Here is a 16,974-nt window from a genome sequence, read left to right as displayed (position 1 = left end):
GCCTGCCAGCCGGGGCCACCGGCGGTCAGTCGAGGTAGGCGCGGAGCTGCTCGGCGTAGGCGTGCGCGCGGAGCTTGCCGAGCGCCTTGGACTCGATCTGCCGGATGCGCTCGCGGGTGACGCCGAACAGCGTGCCGATCTCCTCCAGGGTGCGCGGCCGGCCGTCGTCCAGCCCGTAGCGCAGCCGGGCCACCTGGCGCTCCCGCTCGCCGAGGGTGGCGAGCACGGCGTCCAGGTGCTCGCGGAGCAGCAGCAGGGCGGCGCTCTCCGCGGGCGAGGCGGCGTCGGCGTCCTCGATCAGGTCGCCGAGCGCGACGTCGTCCTCCTCGCCGACCGGGGTGTGCAGCGAGACCGGCTCCTGGGCCAGCCGCAGCACCTCGCGGACCCGCTCCTCGGGGAGCTGCACGGCCAGCCCGACCTCCGCCGCGGTGGGCTCCCGGCCGTTCTCCTGCAACATCGTGCGCTGCACCCGCAGCACCCGGTTGATCTGCTCCACCACGTGCACCGGGACGCGGATGGTGCGGGCCTGGTCGGCGAGCGCCCGGCTCATCGCCTGGCGGATCCACCAGGTCGCGTAGGTGGAGAACTTGTAGCCGCGGGCGTAGTCGAACTTCTCGACGGCGCGGATCAGGCCGAGGTTGCCCTCCTGGACGAGGTCCAGCAGGGTCAGGCCGCGGCCGACGTACCGTTTCGCCACGGACACCACCAGGCGGAGATTGGCCTCGATCAGGCGGCGTTTGGCGATCCGTCCGATCACCACCAACCGGTCGAGGTCGCCGGCGAGGGTGCCGTCCAGCGGTTCGCCGTCGGCGGCGGCGCGGTCCAGGGCCTCCTCGGCGAACAGGCCGGCCTCGATCCGGCAGGCCAGCTCGACCTCCTCCGCGGCCGTGAGCAGCCGGACCCGGCCGATCTCCCGCAGGTACTGGCGGAGCAGGTCGGCGGCGGGCCCGGTGGCGTCGTCGAGCGACGGGAGGCGGGCTCCGGGGTCGGACTCCTCGGCGTCGGGCTGCTCGCCATTGGGCTGTACGGCGTCGGGCTGCTGGGCGTCGGGCTGCTCGGCCGGCCCTCCGTCCGCGGCGGCCGGCCCGGGTGCGCGGGGGGCGGCCTCGGCACCGGGCGGGCCGGCCTGCGGGGGCACCCTGTTCCCGGCGTCCGGCGGGCCGGCGGCGCGGTCGTGCACGGTGCCGTCGTCGCGGGCGACGGCCTGGGGCCGGCGGGCTGCTGCTAGCTCCACGGGAATCCCTTCGGGCCGCGCGCGGCAGCTGGGGGACGCCGCGCCACACGGGACTGGGATACCCACGAGTGTGGGCCGCGCCACACGCGGGGCGCCGGCATTCCTGGAGATGTACGGACAGCCGGGCCGTCGGCCCCGCCACGAGGGGCCCGTCCAGGCCCTCTCTTTCGGATCTTGTCGGATCGGCGTGCGGCGGTGGGCGCCCGCCTGGGCGTGCCGGCGGATCGTCCTCGTACCGGACCGTACGTGGACGATTCGCCGGTGCGTCCAGACTGGGGGCACCTCCCGGCCCCCTCGGGGCTGGGGGAGATGCCCGGCGTCGCGCGCCCGGCAAGATCCGAAAGGGAGGGCCTAGAGCGCCGCAGCGCCGCGGGAGCGGAGCTGGTGGCCGTACTGCTGGAGGGCGTACAGCTCGCTCTGCACGGCGTTGAGCTCCTCGGCGGAGGCGCGGCTGCCGAGCCGCTGGAGGTAGCCGCGGGCCTCGGTGACGCGCCGGTCGACCGCCTGCAGGCGGAGCTTGACGAGGAACTCGCCGGCGTAGATCTCGTCGGCCTTCCGGCGGGAGCGGATCGGCTCCACGGTCAGCTCCAGGACGAGGCGGCGCACCTCGTCGTCGGGGCAGGCCTCGCGGACGGCACCGGTGAAGTCGGGCAGCGCGGCGCCGTACGCCGTGCCGCCGGCCTGGCCGATCGCCCGGCGGACGGCCCGGTACGGCGGGGTGGGGAACTCGTCCTCGCCGTACTGGTCGAAGGTGGGGCTGACCAACTCGGGGTGCTGGAGGGCGAGTTTGATCAGCTCGCGCTCGACGAACTGGGCCGGGTCGCGCGGGTTCAGCCGGTAGGCGGGCGCGGCCGGGCGGACGGGCTGGGGGGCGGCCTCGGCGCGGCGGGCGCCCGGCCGGGTCCGGTCGTTCTGCTGGTTCTCGCGCTGCCAGCGGGCGAGCTGGCCGATCCGGCGGACGACGAACTGCTCGTCGAGGATGCCGAGCATGCCGGCCAGTTGGACGGCGTACTCGTGCTGGATGGAGCGGTCCTTGATCCGGACGATGATCCGGGAGGCCTCCTCCAGAGCGGCGGCCCGGCCTTCGGCGGTGTCCACCCGGTGCCGGGCGACGGCCTGGCGGAGGGCGAACTCGAAGAGCGGGACGGGGTTCTCGATCAGCTCGCGGACGGCGTCGTCGCCCTTGGCGAGCCGCAGTTCGCACGGGTCCATGCCGCCGGGGGTGATGGCGATCGAGGTGCGGGCGGCGAACTTCTGGTCGTCCTCGAAGGCGCGCAGCGCGGCCTTCTGCCCGGCGGCGTCGCCGTCGAAGGTGAAGACCGTCTCGCCGCGGTACTGCGAGGTGTCCATCAGGAAGCGGCGGATGACCTTGATGTGCTCCTCGCCGAAGGAGGTGCCGCAGGTGGCCACCGCGGTCTCCACACCGGCGAGGTGACAGGCCATCACATCGGTGTAGCCCTCGACGACCACCGCCCGGCCGGACTTGGCGATCTCCTTGCGGGCCAGGTCGATGCCGTACAGCACCTGGGACTTCTTGTAGAGCGGTGTCTCGGGGGTGTTGAGGTACTTGGGGCCGTTGTCGTCCTCGCGCAGCCGGCGGGCGCCGAAGCCGATGACCTCGCCGGCGGTGTCCCGGATCGGCCAGATCAGCCGGCCGCGGAAGCGGTCGATCAGGCCGCCGCGCTGGCCCTTGGAGGCCAGGCCGCCGAGCAGGATCTCCTTGTCGCTGAAGCCCTTGCCGCGCAGGTACCGGACGAGGTGCTCCCAGCCGGCCGGGGCGTAGCCGACGCCGAAGTGCTTGGCCGCGGCCTCGTCGAAGCCGCGCTCGGCGAGGAAGCGGCGGCCGATCTCGGCCTCCGGGGAGGCGAGCTGCTCCTCGTACCAGGCGGCGGCGGCCTTGTGGGCCTCGACCAGGCGGGTCCGCTCGCCCTGCTGGTGGCGCGGCGAGTAGCCGCCCTCCTCGTAGCGCAGGGTGATGTTGGCCTGGGCGGCCATCCGCTCGACGGCCTCGGCGAACGAGCAGTGCTCGATCTTCATCAGGAAGGAGATGGTGTCGCCGGCCTCGCCGCAGCCGAAGCAGTTGAAGACGCCCTTGCCGGGGTGCACGTAGAACGAGGCGGACTTCTCGTCGTGGAAGGGGCAGACGCCCTTCAGCTGCGCACCGCCACCGTTGACGAGCTGCACGTAGTCGCCGACGACGGCGTCGATCGGCAGTGCGCTGCGCACCGCCTGCACGTCCTCGTCCCTGATCCGCCCGGCCACCCGTGAAGTGTAGGCGACCGGGCGCGACCGGCGGGGTCAGCGGTGCTGGACGAGTCTGGCGTGCAGGGCGAGCGCGGAGGCGTCGGTGAGGGTGGCGATCTGGTCGATCACGGCGCGCAGCGCGGCCCGGTCGTCCTCGGCCTCCTCGTGCACGGCGGCGAAGACCGGGTCGAGGCCGTGCGGGGCGCTGCGGGTGAGGGCGTCGGCGAGCTCGGCGATGACGATCCGCTGCCGGGAGCGGAGCTGGGCCTGCTCGTCGCGCTGCATCACGTAGCGGACGGCGACGGCCTTGAGCACCGCGCACTCCAGCCGGACGGGGCGCGGGACGACCAGCTCGGCGCCGTACCGGGTGAGCCGGCCGGGGCCGTAGCGGGCCCGGGTGGCCTGCTCGGCGGCCAGGCAGAACCGGCCGATGAGCTGGGAGGTGAGGTCCTTCAGTCCGGCCCGGGCGCGGGCGCTGCCGTCGTAGCTGCGCGGCCACCACTCCTGCGCCTGGAGGCGGTCGAGGGCCTCGGCGAGTTCGGCGGGGGCGGCGTCGGGGGCGTACCGCTCGGCGATCTTGAAGAGTTCGGCGCGCTCCTCGGCGGAGCGCAGCGCGTTCGGGTCGATGTGGCCGGCCTGCAGGCCGTCCTCGACGTCGTGGGTGGAGTAGGCGACGTCGTCGGACCAGTCCATCACGGTGGCCTCGAAGCACTTGCGGCCGTCCGGCGCGCCGGCCCGCATCCAGCGGAAGACCGGCAGGTCGTCGCCGTAGACGCCGTACTTGGTGGAGGACGGGTCGGCGGGGTGCCGGCCGCGCGCCCACGGGTACTTGGTGGCGGCGTCGAGGGCGGCGCGGGTGAGGTTGAGGCCGACGCTGCGGCCGGGCCGGGGGGCGAGCCGGGTCGGGCTCTCGTCGGCCGGGGCGAAGCGCTTCGGTTCGAGGCGGGTGAGGATGCGCAGCGACTGGGCGTTGCCCTCGAATCCGCCGCACTCGCGGGCGGCCTGGTCGAGGGCCTCCTCGCCGGTGTGGCCGAACGGCGGGTGGCCGATGTCGTGGGCGAGGCAGCCGGTCTCCACCAGGTCCGGGTCGCAGCCGAGGGCGGCGCCGAGCTCGCGGCCGACCTGGGCGCACTCCAGGGAGTGGGTCAGTCTCGTCCGCGGAAAGTCGCTCTGCAGCGGGGCGACCACCTGGGTGGTGCCGGCGAGCCGGCGGATCGCGGCGGAGTGGAGCACCCGGGCGCGGTCGCGCTGGAAGGCGGTGCGGCCGGGGCGCTTGTCCGGCTCGGGCACCCAGCGGGCCTCGGCGTTGGGGTCGTACGGCGTGGTGTCGTCCATATACCCGCCACGGTACGCCCGCTGACCGACATCCAGGGATGCGCCGCGCTACGGCCGGGCGGCCACCAGACGGCGCCACCGGGGCCGCTCGGTGACCAGGCAGGCGGCGGCGAGCACGGTGACCGGGACGGCGGCCCAGACGGGCCAGGCCGCCCAGGCGCCGGCGACCGCGGCGACGAGCTGGAGCAGCACCAGGCCGACGGTGACGTACCCGGGGACGGGGACGATGGCCTGCTTCTTGTCTCCGGGGGTGGCGAGGACGGTCGGCAGGCCGATCAGCAGCAGGAGCGCGGCGGCGGAGAGCCAGGGCGAGATGCCGGCGAGGGCCCAGGGGGCGGCGACCCAGGCGACGAGCTCGGTGAGGAAGCGCAGCACGTCGGGGAGCCGGACGGGGTCGGCGGGGCTGTCGGGTGTGGCAGGGCTGTCGGGTGTGGCGCTCCGGGGGTCGGCCATGCGGCCAACTCTGGCACAGCGGTGGGGAGTCACGCACCGAAGAATGTTGCAGAGGAGTCTTTGCAGAGACTCCTCTGCACTGTACGGTGGAGCCATGACCGCACCCGAGAACCAGCGTCGGATCGACGCCCGGAGCCTGCGCGCCCTCGCCCACCCGCTGAGGGTCCGCATCCTCGACGCACTCGCCGCCGAGGGCCCCGCCACCTCCGCCCGGCTCTCCGAGCGCCTCGGCGAGAGCACCGGCACCATCAGCTGGCACCTGCGCCTGCTCGCCGAACACGGCTTCATCGAGGAGGACACCGCCCGCGGCACCCGCCGGGAGCGCTGGTGGCGCCGGGTCCGCAGCAGGAACGTGCTCAGCACCACCGACTTCGCCGACGACCCCGAGTCGCGCGACGCCGCCGCGGTCTACCTCCAGGAGATGCTGCGCGGACAGTTCCGGCGGGTCTCCGACTCGCTGGCCGCCGAGTGGACGGGCGCATGGCGCGACTCCGGCTCCGTCAGCGACTGGAACAACCTCGTCCTGACCCCCGACCAGCTCCGCGCCCTCAGCGAGGAGTTGTCGCAGGTGGTGGCACGGCACACCCCCGACCCGGACGCCGAACCCGACCCGTCGGCCCGGCCCGTCGTGGTGCAGATCCAGGCCGTCCCGCGGGCCGAGGGCGGTGCCGCATGAGCACCGCCGACGACCGCCGCCGCGGCGGACTGCTGCGCCGCCACCGCGACTTCCGCCTGCTGTGGGGCGGCGAGACCGCCAACCGCTTCGGCTCCGCCGTCACCGGGCTCGCGATGCCGCTGATCGCCGTCACCGCCCTGCACGCCACGACCTTCCAGGTCGCGCTGCTCGGTGCCGCCGGCTGGCTGCCCTGGCTGGTCCTCGGCCTCCCCGTCGGCGTCTGGGTGGACCGGATGCGGCGACGGCCGGTGATGCTGGCCTCCTCCGCCGTCTCACTGGCCCTGCTGCTCACCGTGCCGGCGGCCGCCGCGGTCGGCGTGCTCACGCTCGCCCAGTTACTCGCCGTCGCGGTCGGCACCGGTACCGCCGGCGTCTTCTTCCAGACCGCGTACACCGCCTACCTGCCCGGCCTGCTCGACCCGGCGGACCAGGCCGAGGGCAACGCCAAACTGCACGGCAGCGCCTCCGCCGCCGGCATCGCCGGACTCGGCTCGGGCGGCCTGATCTCCCAACTCGCCGGACCGGTCGGCGGCCTGGTCGCCAACGCCGCCACCTTCGTCCTCTCGCTGTGGTGCACCGCCCGGATCCGTCACCGGGAGGTCCTGCCACCGGCCCGCGAGCGCTCGCTGCGCCGCGAGGTCCGCGACGGACTCGGCCTGGTCTTCGGCGACGTCTGGTTCCGGACCCTGGCCCTGTGGGGCGCCGCGGGCAACCTCGCCCTCACCGGCTTCCAGTCGATCCTGGTGGTCTTCCTCGTCCGCGAGGTGCACCTGCCGCCCGGCGCCGTCGGCAGCCTGGTCGCGGTCGGCTCGGTGGGCGGGATCGCCGGCGCGGCCGTCGCCCGGCGGGTGGCCGCCGCGATCGGCACCGCCCGGGCCATGCTGGTGTTCGAGATCGGCCTGCCGCTGCTCACCCTGCTCGTGCCGCTCACCACGCCCGGCGCCGGGCTGGCGTTCTACCTGGTCGGCGCGTTCGCGGTGTCCGCCGGAGTCGTCGCCGGAAATGTCGTCAAGTCGACCTTCCAGCAGCAGTACTGCCCGCCGGAGCTGCTCGGGCGGCTCAGCGCGAGCAGCTCGGTGCTCAACTTCGGCGCGATCCCGGTCGGCGCGGTGCTCGCCGGCCTGCTCGGCACCGAGATCGGTCTGCGGCCCGCGATGTGGGTGCTGACCGCGGGGGTGCCGCTGGCCGGACTGATCCTCTGGTGGTCGCCGGTGCGGCGCTGCCGGGACCTGCCGGTGCGGGTGCGGGGTGCGGTGGCGGCGGGCAGCCCGGGGCAGGAGCGGTGCGCGGCCCGCTGACGCGGGGAGGGCCCGCCGCACCGGGCCGGAGGCCGCGGGTGGTGGGGGTCGGAGCCGGGCGGACTGCGCCGGGGTGGCTGGTCGCGCAGTTCCCCGCGCCCCTGGCGCGGCGCCCTATCGGTCGGGAGGGACGGCGGGGTGGTGAGGGTGAGAGATGACGGTTCGCCTCGCGGGTGGTCGGTCGCGCGGTTCCCGGCGCCCCTGGCGCGGCGCCCGATCAGGCGGCAAGGGTGGAAGGTGACTGGTTGCCTCGCGGGTGGGCAACCGCGCAGTTTCCCGGGCCCCCGGTGGGTGGCCCTTGCAGGCGGGGGCTCCGGTCAGGCGGCGGTGGGGAGCAGGGCGGGGACGCCGGCGCGGTAGCGGTCCAGGACGAGGCGGACCACGGCGTCGTGGGCGCCCAGCGGGGCGGCGGCGAGGGGGGCGCCGGCGGCGGCCGCGAGGCGGGCGAAGTCGCCCGGGGCGGTGAAGTAGCCGGCCACGGCGGGGCGGCGGCCCTCGGCGGCGAGGCGGGCGACGGTCTCGGCGACGCTGGGGCCGCCGGCGGCGACGTAGCCGGGGTGGACGGGCACGCCCAGGCGCAGTGCCAGGAGCCGGGCCTGTTCGGTGGTGTCGAGGGCGGCGGCCGGGTCGCGGGAGCCGGAGGCGGCGAGCACCACGGCGTCCCGGCTGTCGGCGCCGCGGCGCCAGCCGGCCTCGGCGAGCCGGGCGGCGAGTGCCTCGGCGAGCAGCGGGTGCGGGCCGAGCGGGGCGGCGACCGTGCCGGTGACCTGCGGGGCTGCGGCGAGCGCGGCGGGGATGTCGACCCTGGCGTGGTAGCCGCGGCTGAGCAGCAGCGGGACGAGGACGGCCGGGCCGCTCAGGCCGTCGAGGACCTCGGGGAGCAGCGGCGCGTTGAGGCCGAGGTGGCCGAGCCGGACGTCGAGTTCGGGTCTGGCGGCGCGCAGCCGGTCCACCAGGCGGGCGATCTCCGCTCCGGCGGCGGGATCCCGGGAGCCGTGCGCGACCAGCACCAGGGCCGGGCGGCGGGCCGCGTGCAGGACCCGTACCGGCCGCGGCGGGGCGGTGGCCCCGGCGGCCGTGACGGTGGTGACGGTGGTGGTGGCGGCGGCGGCGGTGGGGGCGGCGGCGAGCGTGGGGATCGGCGTCATGCCGTCCAGCGTCGTCCACCGCTGTTTCCCCGCCGTTGCCCGGTGGTCACGACTGGTTTCCCTGGCCTCACAGCCGCCGCGGGCCCTGGTGAGGGCGGTGTGCGGGGGCCGTAACCTGCGGGCCGCGGCGGCGAAACAGCGCGGTAGCACCGTGGGGGCATGAACGATGCCGCGACCGACACCCACTGCCCGTACTGCGCGCTGCAGTGCGGGATGGGGCTGCGCCGCACGGACGGGCCCGTCCCGGTCGCCGTGGTGGAGCGGCCCGGCTTCCCGGTGAACCGGGGGGCGCTCTGCGGCAAGGGCGCGAACGCCGCCGCGGTGCTCGCCCCCGGCGCCCGGCTGACCACCCCGCTGGTGCGCACCGGCGGGGAGCTGCGCCCGGCCTCCTGGGACGAGGCGCTGGACCGGATCGCGGGGGCGGTGACGGCCACCGCCGCCGCGCACGGCCGGGACGCCGTCGGGGTGTTCGGCGGCGGCGGGCTGACCAACGAGAAGGCGTACCTGCTGGGCAAGTTCGCGCGGGTGGTGCTGGGCACCTCGGCGATCGACTACAACGGCCGGTTCTGCATGTCCTCCGCGGCGGCCGGCGGCATCCGGGCGTTCGGGCTGGACCGGGGGCTGCCGTTCCCGGTCGAGGACATCCCGCGGGCGGGCTGCGTGATCCTGGTCGGCGGCAACCCGGCGGAGACCATGCCGCCGTTCGTCCGCTACCTGCGCGAGCTGCAGGAGAACGGCGGCAAGCTGGTCGTCGTCGACCCGCGGCGCACCCGGACGGCCGAACTCGCCGACCTGCACCTCGCCCCGCGGCCCGGCACCGACCTGGCGCTGGCGCTCGGCATGCTGCACCTGGTGGTCGCCGAGGGCCGCACCGACGAGGCGTTCATCGCCGGGCGGACCACCGGCTGGGCGGAGACCCGCGCGGCCGCGATGGCGCACTGGCCCGAGCACGTCGAGTCGGTGACGGGGGTGCCGCTGCCGCACCTGCGCGAGGCGGTGCGGCTGTTCTGCGAGGCGGGGACGGGCATGGTGCTGACCGCCCGCGGCCCCGAGCAGCAGGCCAAGGGCACCGACACGGTGAGCGCCTGGATCAACCTCTGCCTGGCCACCGGCAACGCCGGCCGGCTCCACGCCGGGTACGGCTGCCTCACCGGGCAGGGCAACGGCCAGGGCGGCCGCGAGCACGGCCAGAAGGCCGACCAGCTGCCCGGCTACCGCAAGCTGGACGACCCGGCGGCACGCGCCCACGTCGCCGCGGTGTGGGGCGTCGACCCTGACGCGCTGCCGGCTCCGGGGCGCAGCGCGTACGAGCTGCTGGACTCGCTCGGCACGGACGTGCGGACGCTGCTGCTGGCGGGCTCCAACCCGGTGGTGTCGGCGCCGCGTTCGGCGCACGTGACGGAGCGGCTGCGGTCGCTGGACTTCCTGGCCGTCAGCGACGTGGTGCTCTCCGAGACGGCGGCGCTCGCGGACGTGGTGCTGCCGGTCACCCAGTGGGCGGAGGAGACCGGCACCATGACCAACCTGGAGGGCCGGGTGATCCTGCGCCGCAAGGCGGCCGAGGCCCCCGCGGGGGTGCGCAGCGACCTGGAGGTGCTGCACGCGCTGGCCGGGCGGCTCGGCCACGGCGAGGGCTTCCCGACCGAGCCGGAGAAGGCGTTCGACGAGCTGCGCCGGGCGTCGGCGGGCGGTGCCGCGGACTACGCGGGGATCAGCTACGAGCGGATCGAGGCCGAGGAGGGGGTGTTCTGGCCGTGCCCGTCGGCGGACCACCCGGGCACCCCGCGGCTGTTCCTCGACCGGTTCGCGACGCCGGACGGGCGGGCCAGGTTCACCGCGGTGCACCACCGTCCGGCGGGTGAGGAGCCGGACGAGGAGTACCCGGTGCGCCTGACCACCGGCCGGGTGCTGGCGCAGTACCAGTCCGGTGCGCAGACCCGCCGGGTGGCCGAGCTGAACGCGGCCGCGCCCGGTGCGTTCGTCGAACTGCACCCGAGGCTCGCCGAGCGGCTCGGGGTGCGCGACGGCGAGCAGGTGGCCGTGGTGAGCCGGCGCGGACGGACCGTCACCCCCGCGCGGCTCACCACGGCGATCCGGCCGGACACGGTGTTCATGCCGTTCCACTGGCCGGGCGCGGCCAACGCGAACGTGCACACCAACCCGGCACTCGACCCGGTGTCCCGGATGCCGGAGTTCAAGGCGTGCGCGGTGCGGCTGGAGCGGTGCGAGGGCGGCGGCTGACCGCCGGCTGTCCGGTTCCGGCCAGCCGCAGTGCGGCACCGGGCTGCCAGGATGGTGCCGCCCCCGCACCGAACTCCTCCCCCAGGAACCGTCCATGGCGCTGCCCCAGGGACCGCTCAGCCACCGCTACCGGGGCGAGCACCCCGTCCGCACCCTCCTCTACCTCTTCCGGCCCGACCGGGGGCGCGTCGCCCTGGCCGTCGCCGTGTTCCTCGCCAAGCACGCCCCGGTCTGGCTGCTGCCGCTGATCACCGCGAACATCGTGGACGTGGTCGTCCGGCACCGGCCGGTCTCCGTGCTGTGGTGGAACTCCGCGGTGCTGCTGGTGATCCTGCTGCTCAACCTGCCGCTGCACCTGCTGTACGTGCACTGGATGCACGGCTCGATCCGGCGGATGGGCACCCGGCTGCGCTCGGCGCTCTGCCACCGGATGCAGCAGCTGTCCATCGGCTACCACTCGCGGGTCAGCGCCGGCGTGCTGCAGGCCAAGGTGATCCGCGACGTCGAGGGCATCGAGAACGCCTCGCAGCAGACCGCCGACAACGGCCTCGCCGCGATCGCCACCCTCAGCGGCGGCCTGGTCGTCATCGGGGTGCAGACCCCGGCCTTCCTGCCGGTGTTCGTGGTGGTCGTGCCGGCCGCGGCACTGCTGGTCGTCCGGCTGCGGGAGCGGCTGCGCAGCCAGAACGAGTCCTTCCGGCAGGAGGTCGAGCAACTGTCGTCGCGGGTCGGCGAGATGACCACGCTGATCCCGATCACCCGGGCGCACGGCCTGGAGCGGACCGCGCTGCGCCGGATGGACCGCACCCTCGGCCGGGTGCTGGACGCCGGGCTCCGCCTCGACCTGCTCAACGGCCGGTTCGGCTCGCTCGCCTGGATCCTGCTCAACGCGATCGGGGTGGGCTGCCTGGCCGGCTCGGCGCTGGTCGCCTACTACGGCTGGCTGGACGTCACCCCGGGCGCGGTGGTGATGCTCAGCGCGTACTTCTCCAGCCTGACCGGCTCGGTCACCACCCTGCTGACGCTGACCCCGCAGCTCGGCAGGGGGCTGGAGTCCGTCCGCTCGGTCGGCGAGGTGCTGCAGGCCCCCGACCTGGAGGAGAACTCCGGCAAGGCGGAGGTCGCGCAGGTCACCGGCCGGATCGAGTTCCGCGGCGTCGGGCACACCTACCCGGGCGGCGAGGAGCCCTCGGTGAGCGGCTTCGACCTGACCGTGCGGCCGGGCGAGACGATCGCGCTGGTCGGCGGCTCCGGCGCGGGCAAGTCGACGGTGCTCAACCTGCTGATCGGCTTCCTGCGGCCGGGCGAGGGCCGGATCCTGCTCGACGGCACCGACATGGAGCAGCTCGACCTGCGCAGCTACCGCAAGTTCCTGTCCGTGGTGCCGCAGGAGTCCATCCTGTTCGAGGGCAGCGTCCGGGAGAACGTCACCTACGGCCTGAAGGACGTGCCGGAGGAGACCGTGCGGGCCGCGCTGCGGGACGCCAACGCACTGGAGTTCATCGACCGGCTGCCGCAGGGCCTGGACACCGTCGTCGGCGAGCGCGGCGCCCGGCTGTCCGGCGGGCAGAAGCAGCGCCTGGCGATCGCCCGGGCGCTGATCCGCGACCCTCGGGTGCTGATCCTCGACGAGGCGACCTCCGCCCTGGACTCCCGCTCCGAGGCGCTGGTGCAACAGGCGCTCGCCCGGCTGGTCGAGGGCCGGACGGTGTTCGTGGTCGCCCACCGGCTCTCCACGATCAGGAACGCCGACCGGATCGTGGTGATGGACCGCGGCCGGATCGCCGAGATCGGCTCGCACGCCGAACTCCTGCGCAGCGGCGGGGCGTACGCCGGACTGCAGGCCGCCCAGCTCGCCTGACCCGGGGGCTCACAGCGCGCCCCGCGCGCCGCTGAGGTCGACTTTCCGCTCGCGAAACAGAGCGGCCCCGGCCGGGAAACGTCCGGCAACCATGCTCAAGGGCATGACAGCGACGGACAGCACAGCGGAGCCGCGGATCGTGGTGATCGGCGGCGGCATGGCCGGCCACCGGCTCGCCCAGCAGCTCACCGCCCACGGCGCCGGCCGGGTGACGCTGCTCGCCGAGGAGGAGCACGCCCCCTACAACCGGGTCCTGCTCGCCGACGTGCTGGCCGGCCGCTACGCGCCGGACACCGCGGCCCTGGCGGCGCTCCCCCCGCAGGTGGAGTGCCGCCGGGCCCGGGCCGTCCGGATCGACCGCGAGCACCGCCTGGTGCAGTGCGACGACGGCGCCGCCGTCGCGTACGACCACCTGGTCCTCGCCACCGGTTCCAACCCCGTCCTGCCGCCGCTGCGCGGCCTGTTCGACGACGCGCTGACCGGCCGCGAGCGGCACGAGCTGCCCACCGGGGTGTTCGCCTTCCGCACCATGGCCGACTGCGAGCTGATCGACCGGCACCTGCCGGGCGTCCGGCAGGCCGTGGTGGTCGGCGGCGGACTCCTCGGGGTGAGCGCCGCCCGGGCGCTCGCCGCCCGCGGCGTCCAGGTGGTGCTGGCCCACCAGGGCGAGCACCTGATGGAGCGCCACCTCGACGAGGAGGCCGCCGGGCTGCTCCGCGCCCACCTCGCCGAACTCGGCGTCGAGGTGCACACCGAGTGCCGGGTGCGCTCCGCGCTCACCGAGGACCGCCGGATCACCGGCGTCGAACTCGCCGACGGCTTCCGGCTGGACGCCGAACTCCTCGTCATCGCCACCGGCGTTCGGCCGCGCACCGGCCTCGCCGCCGCGGCCGGACTGGAGGTGCGGCGCGGCATCGTCGTCGACGACCGGCTGCGCACCTCCGACCCGGCGGTCCACGCCGTCGGCGACTGCGCCGAACACCGCGGCACCGTCTACGGCCTGGCCGGGCCCGCCCTCGCGCAGGCCGACCGGCTGGCCCGGCTGCTGTGCGGCCAGGACGCCCCGTACCGGGGCAGCCGGCTGCTCACCCGGCTCACCCTGGCCGGCCCCGACTCGGCGCCGCTGGACCTCGCCGCCTTCGGCGAGACCTCGCCCGCCGGCCCCGGCGACCGGGTCGTCCGGCTCGCCGACGCCAGCCGCGGCACCTACCGCAAGGTCATCGTCCGCCGCGACGACCTGGGCGGCGACCGCCTGGTCGGCGGCGTCCTGCTCGGCGACCTCGGCACCGTCGGCGACCTCGCCGGCACCTGGGAGGGCGACGAGGCCCTGTCAGCACACCCGCTGCACCTGCTCACCACCCAGAGCACGACCCCCGGAGGGCCCTCGCGATGACCACCAGCCCGATGACCACCAGCAAGCCGACCGTCGTCCTGGTCGGGTACGGCATGGTCGGCCACCGCTTCCTGGAAGCCCTGGCCGACACCGGCGCCGCCGACCGCTACCGGGTCGTCGTCCTCGCCGAGGAGCCCCGGCACGCCTACGACCGCGTCGCCCTCACCTCGTACTTCTCCGGCAAGTCCGCCGACGACCTGCTGCTCGCCGAGGAGGGCTTCGCCGACAAGCACGGCTTCGAGGTGCACCTCTCCTCCCCCGTCGCCTCGATCGACCGGACGGCGAAGACCGTCACCACCGCGGCCGGGAACACGATCGGCTACGACACCCTGGTGCTGGCCACCGGCTCCTACCCGTTCGTCCCGCCGGTCAACGGCAAGGACGCCGAGGGCTGCTTCGTCTACCGGACCATCGAGGACCTGGAGGCCATCGAGGCGTACGCGGCGACCGCCAACGTCGGTGCGGTGGTCGGCGGCGGCCTGCTCGGCCTGGAGGCGGCCGGCGCGCTCAAGGGCCTCGGCCTGGAGACCCACGTGGTCGAGTTCGCGCCGCGGCTGATGCCCGTCCAGGTGGACGAGGGCGGCGGCGAGGCGCTGCGCCGCACCATCGAGGAGATGGGCGTCGTCGTGCACACCGGGGTCGGCACCAAGACCGTGGTGGTCGAGAACGGCAGGGCCCGCGGCATGACCTTCACCGACGGCTCCGACCTGGAGACCGACCTGGTGATCTTCTCGGCCGGCGTCCGCCCCCGCGACCAGCTGGCCCGCGACTGCGGCCTGGACGTCGGCGAGCGCGGCGGCATCGCCGTCGACGACTTCTGCAAGACCTCCGACGAGAACGTCTTCGCCATCGGCGAGTGCGCCCTCGCCGTCGACGGCCGGGTCTACGGCCTGGTCGCCCCCGGCTACGAGATGGCCCAGGCCGTCGCCCAGCAGCTCGCCGGCGAGGCCTGCAAGCCGTTCACCGGCGCCGACCTCTCCACCAAGCTCAAGCTCCTCGGCGTCGACGTCGCCAGCTTCGGCGACGCCTTCGGCACCACCGAGGGCTCGCTGGACGTCGTCTACTCCGACTCCCGCTCCGGCATCTACAAGAAGCTCGTCGTCACCGCCGACGGCGCGCTGCTCGGCGGCATCCTGGTCGGCGACGCCGAGGCGTACTCCTCGCTGCGGCCGCTGGCCGGGACGGGCAACCCGCTGCCCGTGCCCGCCGAGTCCCTCGTCCTCCCGGCCGGCTCCGGCGCCCCCGTCTCGCTCGGCAGCTCCGCACTGCCGGACGACGCGGTGGTCTGCAACTGCCACAACGTCACCAAGGGCCAGGTCCGCTCGGCCGTCACCGAGCACTCCTGCACCACCGTGCCCGAGGTCAAGAAGTGCACCAAGGCGGGCACCGGCTGCGGCTCCTGCATCAAGCTGCTCTCCACCATCGTCACCGACGAGCTGGAGGCCTCCGGCGTCGAGGTCGACAAGGGCCTGTGCCCCTGCTTCGCGCACACCCGCGCCGAGCTGTACGAGATCGTCCGGGTCAAGCGGATCGCCACCCACCGGCAGCTGCTCGCCGAGCACGGCCGCGCCCCCGAGGGCGCCGAGGGCTGCGAGGTCTGCAAGCCGACCGTCGGCTCGATCATCGCCTCGCTCGCCCCCGAGCTGGAGGCCTCCGGGCACATCCTGGACGGCGAGCAGGCCGCCCTGCAGGACACCAACGACCACTTCCTGGCCAACCTGCAGAAGAACGGCTCCTACTCGGTCGTGCCGCGGATCCCCGGCGGCGAGATCACCCCGGACAAGCTCATCGTGATCGGCGAGGTCGCCCGCGACTTCGGCCTCTACACCAAGATCACCGGTGGTCAGCGGATCGACCTCTTCGGCGCCAGCGTCGACCAGCTCCCGCAGATCTGGTCCCGCCTGGTCGCGGCCGGCTTCGAGTCCGGCCACGCCTACGGCAAGTCGCTGCGCACCGTGAAGTCCTGCGTCGGCTCGACCTGGTGCCGCTACGGCGTCCAGGACTCGGTCGGCATGGCGATCCAGCTGGAGCTGCGCTACCGCGGCCTGCGCAGCCCGCACAAGCTCAAGTCGGCGGTCTCCGGCTGCGCCCGCGAGTGCGCCGAGGCCCGCGGCAAGGACTTCGGCATCATCGCCACCTCCAACGGCTGGAACCTCTACGTCGGCGGCAACGGCGGCGCGACCCCGCGCCACGCGGACCTGCTCGCCCAGGACCTCGACGACGAGCAGCTGATCCGGCTGATCGACCGGTTCCTGATGTTCTACATCCGCACCGCCGACCGGCTGGAGCGCACCTCCACCTGGCTGGAGCGCATCGAGGGCGGCCTCGACCACGTCCGCGACGTGGTGGTGGACGACTCGCTCGGCATCTGCGCCGACCTGGAAGCCATGATGGCCAACCACGTCGCCGACTACCAGGACGAGTGGGCCGCCACCCTGGCCGACCCGGACCGGATGCGCCGCTTCGTCTCCTTCGTCAACGCCCCGGGCGTGCCGGACCCGAGCATCCGGTTCACCCCCGAGCGCGACCAGATCAAGCCCGACCTGGTGCTCCTCGCCACCGAGGAGGAGCTGCTCGCCGCCCTCGACCCCGACAACGCGCTCCTGGAGACCCGATGACCACCGTCGCCACCACTTCCCGCGTCGAGCTGCTGACCAGCGGGTCCTGGACCTCCGTCTGCGACTGGGAGCAGCTCACCCCCGGCCGCGGCGTCGCCGTCCTGCTGCCGGACGGCACCCAGGCCGCCGTCTTCCGCGACCACGCCGACCGCCTCTACGCGGTGGCCAACCGCGACCCGTTCACCGGGGCGTACGTGCTCTCCCGCGGGCTGGTCGGCTCCAGTGCGGACGGCCGGGTGTACGTCGCCTCGCCGCTCCTCAAGCAGCGCTTCGACCTGGCGACCGGCGAGTGCCTGGACGACGAGACCGTCCGCATCCCGGTGCACGCCGCCCGGCTCGGCGAGGTCTGACCCCTTCGGCGGGCCCGTCGGCCCTGACGCCCGCCACCGCCCCTGATCGGCCCGGCCGTCCGCAGTCCCTGCCCTGACCCGCGGACGGCCGGTGCTCCTTCGGGGGCGTCCTGCGTTGCGGAA

The 16,974-nt window shown here is 74.7% G+C and carries 12 protein-coding genes; 7 read left to right on the top strand and 5 right to left on the bottom strand.

Going from position 1 to position 16,974, the window contains the following annotated elements:
• Positions 1 to 25: 25 nt before the first annotated feature.
• From ABD353_RS07360 to ABD353_RS07345, 4 genes are all read right to left on the bottom strand, one after another.
• Positions 26 to 1,240 (bottom strand): RNA polymerase sigma factor, encoded by a 1,215-nt coding sequence (locus tag ABD353_RS07360; RefSeq protein ID WP_425555097.1) that lies wholly within the window; start codon positions 1,238 to 1,240, stop codon positions 26 to 28.
• A gap of 345 nt (positions 1,241 to 1,585) precedes the next feature.
• Positions 1,586 to 3,496, bottom strand: a complete 1,911-nt coding sequence (dnaG, locus tag ABD353_RS07355) for a DNA primase (RefSeq protein ID WP_344622663.1) — start codon at positions 3,494 to 3,496, stop codon at positions 1,586 to 1,588.
• Positions 3,497 to 3,532: 36 nt separating this feature from the next.
• Positions 3,533 to 4,813, bottom strand: a complete 1,281-nt coding sequence (locus ABD353_RS07350; protein WP_344622662.1) for a deoxyguanosinetriphosphate triphosphohydrolase — start codon at positions 4,811 to 4,813, stop codon at positions 3,533 to 3,535.
• A gap of 48 nt (positions 4,814 to 4,861) precedes the next feature.
• Positions 4,862 to 5,266 (bottom strand): hypothetical protein, encoded by a 405-nt coding sequence (locus ABD353_RS07345; RefSeq protein WP_344622661.1) that lies wholly within the window; start codon positions 5,264 to 5,266, stop codon positions 4,862 to 4,864.
• Between the two features lie 94 nt (positions 5,267 to 5,360).
• On the opposite strand from ABD353_RS07345, the gene ABD353_RS07340 reads away from it, so the two are divergent.
• Both ABD353_RS07340 and ABD353_RS07335 read left to right on the top strand, forming a co-directional pair.
• Positions 5,361 to 5,942, top strand: coding sequence for an ArsR/SmtB family transcription factor (locus tag ABD353_RS07340; RefSeq protein ID WP_344622660.1), 582 nt, complete (start codon positions 5,361 to 5,363; stop codon positions 5,940 to 5,942).
• On the top strand, positions 5,939 to 7,240 hold the full coding sequence (locus ABD353_RS07335) for an MFS transporter (RefSeq protein WP_344622659.1): 1,302 nt from the start codon (positions 5,939 to 5,941) through the stop codon (positions 7,238 to 7,240). Before ABD353_RS07340 ends, ABD353_RS07335 begins: the two co-directional genes overlap by 4 nt.
• 317 nt (positions 7,241 to 7,557) lie before the next feature.
• Here ABD353_RS07335 and ABD353_RS07330 read toward each other — a convergent pair whose 3' ends face one another.
• Positions 7,558 to 8,388, bottom strand: coding sequence for a sirohydrochlorin chelatase (locus tag ABD353_RS07330; protein ID WP_344622658.1), 831 nt, complete (start codon positions 8,386 to 8,388; stop codon positions 7,558 to 7,560).
• 159 nt (positions 8,389 to 8,547) lie between these two features.
• On the opposite strand from ABD353_RS07330, the gene ABD353_RS07325 reads away from it, so the two are divergent.
• The 5 genes from ABD353_RS07325 (at position 8,548) to nirD (ending at position 16,851) form a co-directional block, all read left to right on the top strand.
• Entirely contained in the window at positions 8,548 to 10,629 is a 2,082-nt protein-coding gene (locus tag ABD353_RS07325) for a molybdopterin oxidoreductase family protein (protein WP_344622657.1), read from the top strand.
• 94 nt (positions 10,630 to 10,723) lie between these two features.
• Positions 10,724 to 12,490 (top strand): ABC transporter ATP-binding protein, encoded by a 1,767-nt coding sequence (locus ABD353_RS07320; RefSeq protein ID WP_344622656.1) that lies wholly within the window; start codon positions 10,724 to 10,726, stop codon positions 12,488 to 12,490.
• A 103-nt stretch (positions 12,491 to 12,593) separates the two neighbouring features.
• Positions 12,594 to 13,883, top strand: coding sequence for an NAD(P)/FAD-dependent oxidoreductase (locus ABD353_RS07315; RefSeq protein ID WP_344622655.1), 1,290 nt, complete (start codon positions 12,594 to 12,596; stop codon positions 13,881 to 13,883).
• Complete coding sequence (nirB, locus tag ABD353_RS07310; protein ID WP_344622654.1) at positions 13,880 to 16,501, top strand: nitrite reductase large subunit NirB; 2,622 nt, start codon at positions 13,880 to 13,882, stop codon at positions 16,499 to 16,501. The genes ABD353_RS07315 and nirB overlap by 4 nt, the downstream gene beginning before the upstream one ends.
• Entirely contained in the window at positions 16,498 to 16,851 is a 354-nt protein-coding gene (gene nirD, locus ABD353_RS07305; RefSeq protein ID WP_344622653.1) for a nitrite reductase small subunit NirD, read from the top strand. Before nirB ends, nirD begins: the two co-directional genes overlap by 4 nt.
• The last annotated feature ends 123 nt before the right edge of the window (positions 16,852 to 16,974 follow it).

Origin of the sequence: Kitasatospora arboriphila, from assembly GCF_039528095.1 — a bacterium.
Lineage (GTDB): Bacteria > Actinomycetota > Actinomycetes > Streptomycetales > Streptomycetaceae > Kitasatospora > Kitasatospora arboriphila.
The sequence above is the reverse complement of the archived record's forward strand: the minus strand, read 5'-3'. Positions and strand labels throughout refer to the sequence as shown.